Genomic DNA, 13,505 nt, shown 5'->3' on the forward strand with positions numbered 1-13,505 from the left:
GTTGTAACGTCCGGAAAAATATTTGCTGCGAACCCGAAACCTTCCTCAAGCCTGGCCGATACAACGGTCAGGCGCGCACAAAACCATAACCCAGTGACGCCGGACTGCCGCCCGCCAAGGGCCAGTGCTCACGGCATGGACGCTCGCAGTTTCTTTCTATCGAGAGTCCGACCATGTCCCTGCGTAACCTCAATATCGCGCCCCGTGCGTTCCTCGGTTTTGCCTTTATCGCCTTGCTGGTGATCGTCCTCGGCGTGTTCGCCGTCAGCCGCATGACGGTCATTCGTCAGGCGTCGATCGATATGGACACCAACCAATTGCCCAGCGTGACCCACCTCAGCGTGGTCACGGAAAACGTCCTGCGCATGCGCATTCTCTCGTTCCGTGTGCTGGTCAATCGCGAACCGGCCAGCTTGCAAGAAGCAGAAACCCGCATCGCTGTGCTGGTCGACAAGGTGCGCAAAGCCCAGGCCAGCTACGCCGCGCTGCCGGCAGGCCCTGACGAGCGCGCAGTCTTCCAGACGTTTTCGACCACCCTCGATAATTACCTGCAAGCGCAGAACCGGATGCTTGAGCTGTCGCGCCAGGGCGATCTGGAAGCGATGCGTGCGTTGATCAACACGCGCATCAAGGAAGGCACCGATCAAATGGGCGAGCAGCTCAACAAATTGATCGGCATGAATACGGCCGGGGCCAGAGCGGCGGCCATCCAGGCCGGTGAGAACTATGACAGCGCCATCACCGGGATCATCATCGTTGCCGTGATCGCCGCGCTGGCCACCGTGCTGCTCGCCTGGTTGCTGACCCGCAGCATCGTCACGCCACTCAACCGCGCAGTGCTCGCCGCGCAGACAATTGCCGGCGGCAACCTGAGCAAAGCCATCGAAGTCGACGGCAAGGATGAACCGGCGCGTCTGCTCGAAGCCTTGGCCGCGATGCAGACCAACCTGCGCAAAACCATCGAACAGATTGCCGGCTCTGCCACGCAACTGGGCGCCGCTGCCGAGGAGCTCAGTGCCGTCACCGAAGAAGCTTCCCGTGGCTTGCAGCAGCAGAATAATGAAATCGAACAAGCCGCCACTGCCGTCAACGAGATGACCGCTGCGGTGGAAGAAGTCGCGCGCAACGCCGTGTCGACTTCCGAAGCCTCCAATCAGTCGACCCACGCCGCCCGCGAAGGGCGCGATCAAGTGGTGAAAACCGTCGACGCGATCCAGACCATGACCCACGACGTGCAGAACACCGCGCAGATGATCGAAGGTCTCGCCGCGCAAGGTCGCGACATTGGCAAAGTGCTGGACGTGATTCGCGCCATCGCCGAGCAGACCAACCTGTTGGCACTCAACGCGGCCATCGAAGCGGCCCGTGCCGGGGAAGCCGGGCGTGGCTTCGCCGTGGTGGCGGACGAGGTACGGGCACTGGCCCATCGCACCGCGCAGTCGACTCAGGAAATCGAAAAAATGGTCGCAGGCATCCAGAACGGCACGGGTGAAGCGGTCTCATCGATGCAGCAAAGCAATCAGCGCACCCAGTCCACCCTGGAAATGGCCCGCGCGGCCGGCGTGGCGCTGGAGCAGATCACTCAATCGATTCATCAGATCAACGAACGCAACCTGGTCATCGCCAGTGCGTCAGAAGAGCAGGCGCAGGTCTCGCGGGAAGTCGATCGCAACCTGGTCAACATCCGCGATCTGGCCACACAATCGGCCGCCGGCGCCAACCAGACCAGCGCCGCGACCCATGAACTGTCACGACTGGCGGTGGATTTGAACGCTATGGTGGCGCGTTTTGTGATTTGAGAAATACGGAATTGCCTGAAGTGGGCTGAAACAGTTTTCATCCGGCCCACGTCAGGCAATCACCGTTCAAGAAAGGTTCACCTTGATCTGCACGAATTCAGAAAAACTTCCCCGGTTTCCTGCACGATCGCCCAGCGTGTAGAAGGCGAGCATCATGCCGGAGCCGTATCTACGGATAATCTCGCCACTCAGTTTGATTTTGGTAGGGGAGATCGAGTCATGCACCGTTTTAACGATGACAGGTTTATCTGTTAGTGAACCATAGTGAAGCTCGATGCTGTCGCAGGCTTGTTGCTGCAGATACCGGGGAATAGTTACCAGAACTTCATCACCGTTCTCGTCTAGATAGCTCTGTGTAATCCCATCACGGATGACATCTAGCGGAAAGTTCGGAGCGTGTCCCGGGTTGCCGCGGTTTGGAGCGCTTGTATCGACGGTGATCGGCGTGCTCGCCGACGGCATTGGGCGTTCGAAAACTGTCATGATGTATGAAACCCGGTGTGCGCCCTCTACTAAATGATGCTTAGGAATATGCACGTTCAGTGGGAAAAGCGCTGGGTTAATAGGCGTCGTGTACTGGTACTGCGCCACTTGCTGCTCATTGAACAACAGACTCACCACGACTTGCATGCCTGGAGTTGTTGGTAAATCCGACCATTCTGGAATTAACACCAGCAAGGGCGACTCCAGCGCAGTCAATGGCAACAAGTTAACTTGACTGTCAGGAAAATTTGGTAACGCATCAGGAATCCGCGGTGGGTCCAGATCGAGAATATTTTCATTAATTGTCATCGTTTTAACACTCCGTTGTTTTGATGAGAAACGGTTGAACATTTTGCCGCGGGTTCATTAGAGGAATATTCTTGCAATCGGTCTACTGTCAACTCTGACAGGTAGGCACCGGACCGGTGATCGAGCATCCTGCGAAGTTTCTCCTCAGATTCATCCTGGGGACAAAACGGCTGGCGCGTTTCGTGATTTGAGATACGGTGAAGGCTGGAGACCGCGCCCTCAGGAGACGTACATGCGCTATTCAGCCTTGACCCAACGAATCGCCGGGGAGGGAGCCGCCGCCTGGCAGATTCACGACCGAGCGCTGGAACTGCGCGCCGAGGGCGTCGACGTTTTGCTGTTGAGTGTCGGCGATCCGGATTTCGATACACCGTTACCGATCGTCCATGGCGCGATCGACAGCCTGCTGGCCGGCGATACGCACTATGCCGACGTGCGTGGTCGATTCGAGTTGCGCAGGCTGATTGCCGAGCGTCATCGCCAGCGCAGTGGTCAACGGGTGGATCCTGATCAGGTGATCGTCCTGCCCGGCGCGCAATGCGCAGTTTATTCGGTGGCGCAATGTCTGCTCGATCCGGGCGATGAAGTGATCGTCGCCGAACCGATGTACGTCACCTACGAAGGCGTGTTTGGCGCTTGCGGGGCGACGGTTGTGCCTGTGCCGGTGCGCTCGGAAAACGGTTTTCGAGTCGACCCGGCCGATGTCGCCGCGCGCATCACCCCGCGAACCCGCGCCATGCTGCTCAACAGCCCGAACAATCCCAGCGGCGCCAGCTTGTCCCTGCTGATCTGGCAGGAACTGGCGGCGCTGTGCATTCGGCATGACCTGTGGCTGATCAGCGACGAGGTGTACAGCGAGCTGTTATATGAAGGCGAGCACATCAGTCCGGCGAGCCTGCCGGGCATGGCCGAGCGCACCGCGACGATCAACAGTCTGTCGAAATCCCACGCGATGACCGGTTGGCGCATCGGCTGGATGATCGGCCCGAAACCCTTGGCGGAACATCTGGTGAACCTGTCACTGAGCATGCTCTTCGGTCTGCCGGATTTCGTCCAGAAGGCCGCGCAAGTGGCGCTGCAAACCGATCTGCCGGAAGTCACGCAGATGCGCGAGGAGTACCGCTTGCGCCGGGATCTGGTGTGCGAACGGTTGCAGGGTTGCCCCGGTTTGCAGCCGATCCGCCCGGATGGCGGCATGTTCGTGATGGTCGACGTGCGCCAGACTGGCCTCGGCGCACAGGCGTTTGCCGAGCGGTTGCTGGAAGGTTACGGGGTGTCGGTGTTGGCAGGCGAGGCGTTCGGGCCGAGCGCGGCGGGGCATATCCGCATAGGGCTGGTGGTGGATCGGGTGAAACTGGCGGATGCCTGCGCGCGGATTGCGTTGTGTGCGGTGCAGCTTCTGCAGGCGCGCAGTGCCTGATGTTTTGGGTTGCCTGTTCCTGCCTCATCGCGAGCAGGCTCACTCCTACAAGGGGACGCATTTCAAATGTAGGAGCGAGCCTGCTCGCGAAGGCGGCTTTACTGACACCAGAGATCTCAGTTTTGCCAAGTAGAGGCATTCACCAGATTCGCCGGCCGCTGCCCACCCAGCGCCGCCAACAGATTCTCCACCGCACACCGCGCCATCGCCTCGCGCGTCTCATGGGTCGCCGAGCCCATGTGCGGCGTCGCCACCACATTGCTCAACTGCAACAATGGTGAATCATGATTCAACGGCTCGCGCTCGAACACATCCAGCCCCGCCGCGCGAATACGCTTGTTGCGCAATGCCTCGACCATCGCTGCTTCATCGACCACTTTGCCGCGAGAGATATTGATGAAAATGCTCTCCGGGCGCATCAGCGCAAACTGTTCGGTGCCGATCAAGCGTTCGGTCTGCGCCGTCAGCGGCAAGGTCAGGCAAATGAAATCAGCCTGCTGTAACAATTCTTCGAGGCTTCGATACTGCGCATCAAAACGCGCCTCGACCGCCGGCTTGCGCGACTGGCTGTGATAGATCACCGGCATGCCAAAGCCGAAATGCCCACGCTGCGCCAGCGCTTCGCCGATACGGCCCATGCCGATAATGCCCAAGGTCTTGCCATGCACATCGGTGCCGAAATGCGCCGGGCCGATGTTGCGACTCCATTGGCCGCCACGGACCATGTTCGCCAGTTCGACCACGCGCCGGGCAGCGGCGAGGATCAGCGCGAAACCGGTGTCGGCAGTGGTTTCGGTGAGCACATCCGGCGTGTTGGTCAGCAGAATCCCGCGCCGGCTCAGATAATCAATATCGTAGTTATCGACACCGACGGAAACGCTGGCAATCGCCTCCAGCTGCGGCGCCAGATCCAGCAGCGCCGCATCGAGTTTGAGGCTGGCGCCGAGCAAACCGTGGGCGCGGGGCAGGGCATCGCGCAACTGCATGAGGCCATCGGCGTCGAGGCTTTCGATCTGCGTCACGTCAAACTGCGCTTGCAGGCGCGCCATCAGCGCGGGCGAGAGTTTCTTGTACAGCACGACCTGTTTTTTCATGGCAAAAATCCTTTCAGGAATGCGCCGGCACACGCGGTGTGGCGACGGCTTTGGCGACGACGCGATCACTGGCGCCGGGCTTGAGGAAAATCGTCAGCACCACCGACAGCAGCAACGCGCCGCTCATCAACAGATAGGAAGCGCCGGGCGAACCGGTGGAGCTGTTCAGATAACCGACCAGATATGAACCGCCGAACGAGCCGAGCGCGCCCATGCTGTTGATCAGCGCCATGGCACCGCCCGCGACGTTGGCCGGCAGGATTTCCGGAACAATGGCGAAGAACGGCCCGTACGGCGCGTACATGCAGGCGCCGGCGATCACCAGCAGTGTGTACGACCACCAGAAATGTTCGGCGCCCAAGGCATAGGAGCCGTAGAACGCAATCGAGGCGATCAGCAGCGGCGGCCAGACGAAGCGTTTGCGCTTCTGCAATTTGTCCGAGCCCCACGACACCGCGAGCATGCCGATCACCGCCGCCAGATACGGCAGCGCCGACAGCCAGCCAGCCTCGATCATGTCCATCTGCGCGCCTGCCTTGAGGATCGACGGCAGCCACAAAACGAAGCCGTAAACGCCGATGCTCCAGCAGAAGAACTGCAGCGCCAGGATGATCACCTTCGGCGAACGGAATGCCTCAGCGTAATTCTTCACCGCTTTGATACCGACCTGCTCGGCGGCGAGGGCGCTTTCCAGATCGTGTTTTTCCTGATCGTTGAGCCACTTGGCCTGGGCCGGACGATCATCGGCCAGTCGCCACCAGATAAAGGCCCACAGAACCGCCGGCAGACCTTCAATGATGAACATCCAGCGCCAGCTGAAATGCTGCACCAGATAACCGGAGACCACTGACATCCACAGCATGGTCACCGGGTTGCCGAGGATCAGAAAGGTATTGGCGCGCGAGCGTTCGGCCCGGGTGAACCAGTGGCAGAGATAGACCAGCATCGCCGGCATCACCGCCGCTTCGACCACGCCGAGCATGAAGCGGATGACGATCAGCCAATAGGCGTTGGAGACCACGCCGGTCAACGTGGCGAGACCGCCCCAGAGGATCAGGCTGACGAAAATCAGCTTCTTCACACTGTGCTTTTGCGCGTAGATCGCGCCCGGTACCTGGAAGAAAAAGTAACCGAGAAAGAACAACGCACCGAGCAGCGAGGACAGGCCCGGTGTGATCATCAGGTCTTCGGCCATGCCCGACGCAGCGGCGAAGCCGTAGTTGGCGCGATCGAGATAGGCCAGGCTGTATGTGATGAACACGATCGGCATGATGTACCACCAGCGGCGGGTGGCGAGGGTTGCGGTTTTCATCGGTGTGACTCCTGAGCTTGTTGTTTTTGTCGCAGCAGGTTCAAAAATTTGCGTTGCCTAGGCAGGCCTCTTCGCGAGCAGGCTCGCTCCCACATTTGATACGCGTTGCCCTGTGGGAGCGAGCCTGCTCGCGAAGGCGGATTCAAATTCAATCGATAACTCCAGACGGGTTGGAAGGCCCTCCATATCCCCGCGACTCTGCACCGCGCGACTGCCAATCCAGTTCGCCCGCTGCACCGCCTCGGCAAAACTTTGATGCTCGAGAAGGGCGCTGATCATCCCCACCGCAAAGCCATCTCCGGCACCCACCGTATCGACCACGTTGATCACCGGCACGCCGGCGACAAAACCCTGATCCAGCTGCGTCCGGTAGTAAGCGCCTTCAGGCCCGAGCTTGATCGCCACCGCTTCCGCACCTTGATCAAGATAAAACGCAGCGATGTCCGCCGGGTCGTCAAAACCGGTGAGCAAACGACCTTCGCTCAAACCCGGCAGCACCCAATGGGCAAGGGCGGCGAGGCGGTTGATCTCGCGGATCATCTCGCCCTCGCTGGCCCAAAGGCTCGGGCGCAGGTTCGGATCGAACGACACACTGCGTCCGGCGTTGCGCATGCGGGTCATCAGTTCGAAGGACATTTCCCGCGCCGAAGCCGACAGCGCCGGCGGAATGCCGGTGGCGTGCAGATGGCGGGCGCTGAGCAGGTTGTCGGTGACGGAGCGCGGCGACAGATGACTGGCCGCGGAGCCACGGCGGAAATACTCGACTTGCGGGTCGCTGCCATCGTCATTGCGCGATTTGAACTGGAACCCGGTCGGATGGGTTTTATCGATTTCAACGTGGCTGCAATCCAGACCTTCCTTGATCAGCGTCTCGACCACAAAGCGCCCGAGTGAATCATTACCGACGCGGCTCAGCCACGCGACATTGAAACCCAGCCGCGACAAGCCGATCGCGACATTGCTGTCGGCCCCGGCAATACGTTTATGAAACTGCTCGACCTTCGCCAGATCACCGGTCTGCTCGGCAACCAGCATCGCCATGGTTTCACCGAAAGAAAGAATATCGATCTCAGACATGAGCTGGCTCCAGGCGCGATTGCCCCAGGCGGGCGAGGGCGGCGACGTGTTCGCGGGTCAGTTGCACCAGGTCATCGCCTTGCAACGGGTATTCGGCGGCGCGCATAACGCCTTGGTCCATGTGCCGCAGCAGTTGTTCCCACAGATGCAGGTCGCTGATGGCTGGCGGTACGGCGACCAGTTTGCCGTCGGCTCGGCGCGCAACGGCCTTGCAATGCACATAACCGACATGTCGCCCCAGCGCGCGGGCGGCACTGGCGGCGGACTGGTCCTGCCAATGCCAGTTGCCAATGTCGAAGGTCATTTTGATCGGCAGGTGGTGCTGTTCGACGGCGGCGAAGAAACGCTGAAACGGCTCAATGCGCCCGCCATGCAAGGTCTGGTCGTTCTCTACCAGCAATTGCACCGGGCTTTGCTGGAGTCGCTCGGCCAGCGCCTGCAAATCAGAGTTGTCGGTGAAGTAGCCGAGCGACACTTTCAGCCATTTCGACCCGAACGCTTGGGCCTGTTGCAGCGCAGTAATCAATTCGGGATTCGGCTGCGCTTGCCCTGCGAGCCACAGTTCGGTGGGCGAGGAATAAATGCTTTGCAGGCCTTGCGCTTGCGTGGCCTGGGCCAGTTGCGCCGGATCCTCACGGGTCAACAGCTCTTCACGCCACTCGATGCGATTGGCCCCGGCCGCCGCGAGAATATCGATGAAGGAATCCTGGCCACGCTGGCGCACAAGATCGGCACCGTAGCTGGACAGACTGATGGAAACGGCTGGTTTGTTCATTGTTATTGACCTCTGAAACCGGTTTCATTTTTGTTCAAAAAAATATCGGGTGTTTCTGCGTTGTTCTCTCGGACGCTATCGCGAGCAGGCTCACTCCTACGTTTGCAATGCATTCCCCTGTAGGAGTGAGCCTGCTCGCGATAGCGTCAGCTCAAACACCACAAATCCCAAGAGTAGACCCCCGCTCAATCAGCTCCGGCGCAAAATCCATCACCCGCGCCACCTCGTTATCCCCGCGCAGGCGCCTGAGCAGACACTCAAACGCCCACGCACCAATCTCTTGCGTCGGCTGCGCCAGCGCAGTAATCCCGCTGCCCACCAACGGATACCAATCCAGATCATCCAGGGCGATAAGCCCCACATCCTCGAACAACCGGCAACCGATTTGGCGCAACGCTGTAGTCGCGGCTAACGCTGCCACACCATTGGCGCAAAACAGTGCTTTCGGCCCTGCATTGGTCGTGTTCATGAACTGCTGAAGTTGGCTCGCCAGACCCTCACCGGTTTCAACAACTGCCCCGGTTAACCCCGAGCGCTGCGCGATCTGCGCCTGGAAACTGCTGACCCGTTCGATCCGCGAACTGGTGCCATCAAACGGTTCGGTGATTAATAGAACATCGCGATACCCTCGCTGCCCGAGGTGCGCGAGCGCCATCTCCACCGCTTGCGGGTTATTCAGCCCGACCATGTCGCTGTCGAGGCCGTCCACCTTGCGATCCACCAGCACCAGCGGCATCTCGCGGCGCAGTTCGTGCAATTCGTCACGGTGGTGGCCAAGCGTGTTCACGATCAGCCCTTCTATGTTGTACGAGCGCAACAGCGCCAGATGCTGGCGTTCCTGCTCGTCATCGCGGTCGGTGTTGCACACCACCAGGCTGTAACCGTGCGCACGGCAGGCGGTTTCCACCCCGTGCATCACGGCAATTGAATAAGGGTTACGGATATCGGCGACGAGCATGCCGATCAGGCGAGTGCGCCCGCGTTTGAGCCCACGGGCCATCTGGTTCGGGCGGTAGCCAAGTTCGCTGATGGCCTGCTCGATGCGCAGGGCGATTGCTTCGGAGAGCAGGGCGCGGTCATCACCGATGAAGCGCGATACGCTGGCCTTGGACACGCCTGCGCGTTCGGCGACATCGAGCATGGTGACGCGGCTGCGCTGGGCGGCGGAAAAGTCGTGCACGGTCTTAAACCTTGTTATTGGATTTATAGGCCCAAGGCGGAAAGATGCCCTGAAACCGGTTTCAGGAAACACCAGAAACAAATAGGGCGTCAAGTGAATGATCGTGAGATTGCCCGCTGATACCGACGGGCGGGCGCTGCCTACCCGAATAATCCGGCGGCGATGTTGATCGAAAAACCCAGAATCGCAGTGTTGAACACAAAGCCGATCAGGGACTGCGCCAGTACGATTTTGCGGATGCCCCGCGTCGCTACGCCCACATCCGACGTTTGGACCGCGACGCCGACAGTGAACGAGAAGTACAGAAAATCCCAATAATTAGGGGTGGTCAGACCTTCGGCGAAACGCAGGGCCGGGTCCTTGCCGTCCCAGGTGTAAAACAGCCTGGCGTAGTGCACACAGAAAATCACCCCGATCAGCAGCCATGAACCGATTACCGTGAGTGCTGTGAACGCGTAATGGAGCAGTTTGTGGGTGCTATCCAGATCCTTGCTGCCGGCCAGTTCGAAGGTGATGGTGGCCAGACTCGCCAGCGCGGCAATGCACACCACGAACAACACCAGGCCGGCGTTTTCGTCTTCGACTTCAGCGATGCGTTTGACGTCCGGGGCCTTGGCGCGCACGGTCAGCCAGAACATCAGGATCAGGTAAGTCCAGACACCGGCGTTCCAGCCGATGAGGATTTTGCTGACGATCGAATCGGCGGGGAACAGCAGGCCGGTGGCGAGTCCGAGCAGAGCGGCGGCGGAGAGGCGAGGGTGGGTGCGGGCGAGGAAGCGCATGGAGACTCACGTTGGAGAATGGTCTCTGCACCATAGCGTACGCAACACTGCTTTTGTAGGAGCTGCCGATGGCTCGGGCCGCGATCGGACGATCTTTTGGTTTTAGCTTTTCAAGATCAAAAGATCGCAGCCTCGTTGCACTCGACAGCTCCTACATTTGGATCAGTGGGGTTTGGTGAATCGTTGTACGAGTTTCATCACTACGACGAAGAATACGGGTACGAAGATCACCGCCAGCGTCGCAGTAATCATCCCGCCGATCACGCCAGTGCCGATCGCCTGCTGGCTGGCCGAACTGGCACCCGTGGCAATCGCCAACGGCACCACGCCAAGAATGAACGCCAGCGACGTCATCACGATCGGTCGCAGACGCAGACGCGCTGCCTGCAACGTCGCATCGATCAGGTCATGACCTTCGTCATACAGGCTCTTGGCGAACTCGATGATCAGGATCGCGTTCTTCGCCGACAGACCGATGATCGTGATCAAACCAACTTTGAAGAACACATCATTAGGCATCCCACGCAACGTTACAGCCAACACCGCACCGAGAACACCCAGCGGCACGACCAGCAACACCGAGGTTGGAATCGACCAGCTCTCATACAGCGCCGCCAGACACAGGAACACCACCAGCAACGACAAACCGAGCAGGATCGGCGCCTGATTGCCGGACAAGCGTTCCTGCAACGACAGGCCGGTCCATTCCTGGCCCAGACCTTTCGGCCCTTGCGCCACCAGCCGTTCGATTTCCGCCATGGCCTCACCGGTACTGTGCCCCGCTGACGGTTCGCCGGAAATAGCAATGGCCGGGTAACCGTTGTAGCGGGTCAGCTGCGCCGGGCCTTGAATCCAGTTGGCCTGGACGAACGCCGACAGCGGCACCATGCTCCCGGCGTTGTTGCGCACGTGCATTTTCAGCAAATCATCCACCTGACTGCGCTGATCACCTTCAGCTTGCACCACCACCCGCTGCATGCGGCCCTGATTGGGGAAATCGTTGATGTAGCTGGACCCCACTGCGGTGGATAACACGTTACCAATGTCGGCAAACGAAACGCCCAGGGCATTCGCCTGTTTACGGTCGACGATCAGCTGCACTTGCGGCGCTTCGGCCAGCGCACTTTCGCGCACGTTCATCAGTACCGGACTTTTCTCGGCCGCGGCGAGCAGTTCCGTACGCGCCTGCATCAACGTCGCATGCCCGAGCCCACCACGATCCTGCAAGCGGAACTCGAAACCGCTGGACGTGCCGAGCCCATCCACCGGCGGCGGCAGTACCGAGAACGCCATGGCGTCCTTGATCTGGCTGAGGGCAGCGTTCGCCCGGTCAGCGATCGAACTGGCGGCATCCTCACTGCCGCGTTCCGACCAATCCTTGAGGGTCGAAAACGCCAGCGCTGCGTTCTGTCCGCTACCGGAGAAGCTGAAACCGAGAATCACCACACTGTCACTGATCCCCGGCTCACCCGCGTTGTGCGCTTCGAGCTGTTCGGCCACTTGCACCGTGCGGTTCTTCGTCGCCCCCGGTGGCAGCTGGATATCGGTAATGGTGTAGCCCTGATCCTCGGTCGGCAGAAAAGAGGAGGGCAGGCGCGCAAAACATATCCCGAGCCCGATCAGCAGGACGACGTAGATCAACAGGTAGCGACCGGTGCGCTTCAGCGCATAGCCGACCCAGCCCTGATAGCGATCGGTCAATTGCTCGAAACGACGATTGAACCAGCCAAAGAAGCCCGATTTCTCGTGATGTTCGCCCTTGCCAACAGGCTTGAGCAAGGTCGCGCACAAGGCCGGCGTCAGCGTCAGGGCGAGGAACGCCGAGAACAGGATCGAGGTGGCCATCGATAGCGAGAACTGCTGGTAGATCACCCCGACCGACCCTTGCATGAACGCCATCGGAATAAACACTGCGACCAACACCAGAGTAATGCCGATGATCGCCCCGGTGATCTGCGTCATGGCCTTGCGCGTGGCTTCCTTGGGTGACAAGCCCTCGGTGGCCATGATCCGTTCGACGTTTTCCACCACGACGATGGCATCGTCGACCAGAATGCCGATGGCCAGCACCATACCGAACATGGTCAGCACGTTGATCGAGAACCCCAGCGCCAGCATGGTCGCGAACGTGCCCATCAGCGCCACGGGCACCACCAGCGTCGGGATCAGCGTGTAGCGCACGTTCTGCAGGAACAGGAACATCACCGCAAACACCAGCAGCATCGCTTCGCCGAGGGTATAGATCACTTTGGTGATCGAGACCTTGACGAAGGGCGATGTGTCGTAAGGAATCTTGTATTCCACGCCGACCGGGAAGTAGCGCGCCAGCTCGTCCATCTTCGCCCGCACCAGCGTCGCGGTGTTCAGCGCGTTGGCACCTGGTGACAGTTGCACGCCGACGGCGGTGGACGGTTTACCGTTCAGGCGTGTGCCGAACTGGTATTCCTGACTGCCGATCTCCACCCGCGCGACGTCACCGATGCGCACCGTGGAGCCATCGCGATTGGCCTTGAGCACGATGTCGGCGAATTCCTGGGGTGTCGACAATTGCCCTTTGACCAGAATCGTCGCGGTGATTTCCTGCGTTGAAGGTGACGGCAGATCACCGATGCTGCCGGCGGACACCTGGGCATTCTGCGCCACGATGGCTGAGTTGACGTCTGCCGGTGTCAGATTGAACGCGATCAGCTTCTGCGGATCGATCCAGATGCGCATGGCCCGTTCGGCGCCGTACAGCTGCGCCTTGCCGACCCCGTCCAGACGCTTGATCTCGTTCATCACGTTGCGCGCCAGGTAATCGCTGAGCGCGACGTCATCGAGCTTACCGTCGCTGGAGGTCAGGGTGATCAGCAACAGAAAACCGGAAGAAACCTTCTCCACCTGCAGACCTTGCTGGTTGACCGCTTGCGGTAGACGCGACTCGACAACCTTCAGGCGGTTTTGCACGTCGACCTGCGCCAGCTCCGGGTTGGTGCCTGGCTGGAACGTGGCTTTGATCGTCGCGCTGCCAAGGCTGCTCTGCGATTCGAAATAGAGCAGGTGATCGGCACCGTTAAGCTCTTCCTCGATCAGGCTGACCACGCTTTCATCGACGGTTTGCGCCGAGGCGCCAGGGTAGACGGCGTAGATTTCGATCTGCGGCGGCGCGACGTCGGGGTATTGCGCCACCGGCAACTGTGGGATGGCCAGCGCACCGGCCAACAGGATGAACAACGCGACCACCCAGGCGAATACCGGGCGGTCGATAAAGAACTGCGGCATAGAAAAGCGTCCT

General features: G+C 60.0%; 10 protein-coding genes. 2 read left to right on the forward strand and 8 right to left on the reverse strand.

Features of this window, described 5'->3' with window-relative positions; translation table 11 throughout:
* The first annotated feature begins 173 nt into the window (after positions 1-173).
* Entirely contained in the window at positions 174-1,799 is a 1,626-nt protein-coding gene (locus tag BLU71_RS07190) for a methyl-accepting chemotaxis protein (protein WP_083352676.1), read from the forward strand.
* Positions 1,800-1,865: 66 nt separating this feature from the next.
* Here the strand turns inward: BLU71_RS07190 and BLU71_RS07195 are convergent, their stop codons facing one another.
* Positions 1,866-2,633 carry a hypothetical protein gene (locus BLU71_RS07195; protein ID WP_152972340.1) on the reverse strand — a complete coding sequence of 256 codons (768 nt, stop codon included), beginning with the start codon at positions 2,631-2,633 and terminating at the stop codon, positions 1,866-1,868.
* A gap of 190 nt (positions 2,634-2,823) precedes the next feature.
* Here BLU71_RS07195 and BLU71_RS07200 point away from each other — a divergent pair, with 190 nt between their 5' ends.
* Positions 2,824-4,011: a pyridoxal phosphate-dependent aminotransferase gene (locus tag BLU71_RS07200; protein WP_064362727.1), complete on the forward strand. Its 1,188-nt coding sequence runs from the start codon at positions 2,824-2,826 to the stop codon at positions 4,009-4,011.
* 116 nt (positions 4,012-4,127) lie between these two features.
* Here the strand turns inward: BLU71_RS07200 and BLU71_RS07205 are convergent, their stop codons facing one another.
* From BLU71_RS07205 to BLU71_RS07235, 7 genes are all read right to left on the reverse strand, one after another.
* A complete protein-coding gene (locus tag BLU71_RS07205; RefSeq protein WP_064362725.1) occupies positions 4,128-5,105 on the reverse strand; it encodes a 2-hydroxyacid dehydrogenase in 978 nt (325 codons plus the stop codon).
* Between the two features lie 13 nt (positions 5,106-5,118).
* The gene (locus BLU71_RS07210) at positions 5,119-6,417 is read right to left on the reverse strand and encodes an MFS transporter (RefSeq protein WP_042606869.1); all 1,299 of its coding nucleotides are present in this window, start codon (positions 6,415-6,417) and stop codon (positions 5,119-5,121) included.
* Positions 6,418-6,474: 57 nt separating this feature from the next.
* A complete protein-coding gene (locus tag BLU71_RS07215) occupies positions 6,475-7,494 on the reverse strand; it encodes a sugar kinase (RefSeq protein WP_083352677.1) in 1,020 nt (339 codons plus the stop codon).
* Positions 7,487-8,269 carry a sugar phosphate isomerase/epimerase family protein gene (locus BLU71_RS07220; protein WP_083352678.1) on the reverse strand — a complete coding sequence of 261 codons (783 nt, stop codon included), beginning with the start codon at positions 8,267-8,269 and terminating at the stop codon, positions 7,487-7,489. Before BLU71_RS07220 ends, BLU71_RS07215 begins: the two co-directional genes overlap by 8 nt.
* A 151-nt stretch (positions 8,270-8,420) precedes the next feature.
* Positions 8,421-9,449, reverse strand: a complete 1,029-nt coding sequence (locus tag BLU71_RS07225) for a LacI family DNA-binding transcriptional regulator (protein WP_083352679.1) — start codon at positions 9,447-9,449, stop codon at positions 8,421-8,423.
* A 140-nt stretch (positions 9,450-9,589) separates the two neighbouring features.
* Positions 9,590-10,231: a DUF1345 domain-containing protein gene (locus BLU71_RS07230; RefSeq protein ID WP_042606873.1), complete on the reverse strand. Its 642-nt coding sequence runs from the start codon at positions 10,229-10,231 to the stop codon at positions 9,590-9,592.
* A gap of 162 nt (positions 10,232-10,393) precedes the next feature.
* Positions 10,394-13,492 carry an efflux RND transporter permease subunit gene (locus tag BLU71_RS07235; RefSeq protein ID WP_083352680.1) on the reverse strand — a complete coding sequence of 1,033 codons (3,099 nt, stop codon included), beginning with the start codon at positions 13,490-13,492 and terminating at the stop codon, positions 10,394-10,396.
* Between the last annotated feature and the right edge of the window lie 13 nt (positions 13,493-13,505).

Source organism: Pseudomonas moraviensis (assembly GCF_900105805.1).
GTDB classification, from domain to species: Bacteria; Pseudomonadota; Gammaproteobacteria; order Pseudomonadales; family Pseudomonadaceae; genus Aquipseudomonas; species Aquipseudomonas moraviensis_A.